A 298-nucleotide genomic window follows, 5' to 3' on the forward strand; every position below is an offset into this window, starting at 1 on the left:
AAACGAACACCGGTTTCGAGTGCGCCGTAGCCGAGGATGAACTGGAACTGCTGTGAGATGAAGTAGATGGCGCCGAAGGCGGCCAGGAACAGCAGAAGTACGGCGAGCGTCGCGCCGCCGACCATGCGCTGGCCGAGCTTACGGACGTCGAGCAGTGGCTGCGGGTGACGCAGTTCCCAGACGACGAACGAGACGAGGCCGATCGCAGCGAGTACGGCGGCACCGATGGGTCCGCCGGTCCACCCGAAGTGGAATCCGTTGATGATCGAGTACACGAGCGAGCCGATGGTGACCACCG

1 pseudogene is annotated in these 298 nt (G+C 63.8%); it reads right to left on the reverse strand.

Features of this window, described 5'->3' with window-relative positions:
• Positions 1-298: pseudogene (locus tag A2J01_RS17430) on the reverse strand (MFS transporter); the annotation flags it as partial.

It is taken from the genome of Rhodococcus sp. EPR-134 (genome assembly GCF_001647205.1).
In the GTDB taxonomy this organism is placed as follows: domain Bacteria; phylum Actinomycetota; class Actinomycetes; order Mycobacteriales; family Mycobacteriaceae; genus Rhodococcus_F; species Rhodococcus_F qingshengii.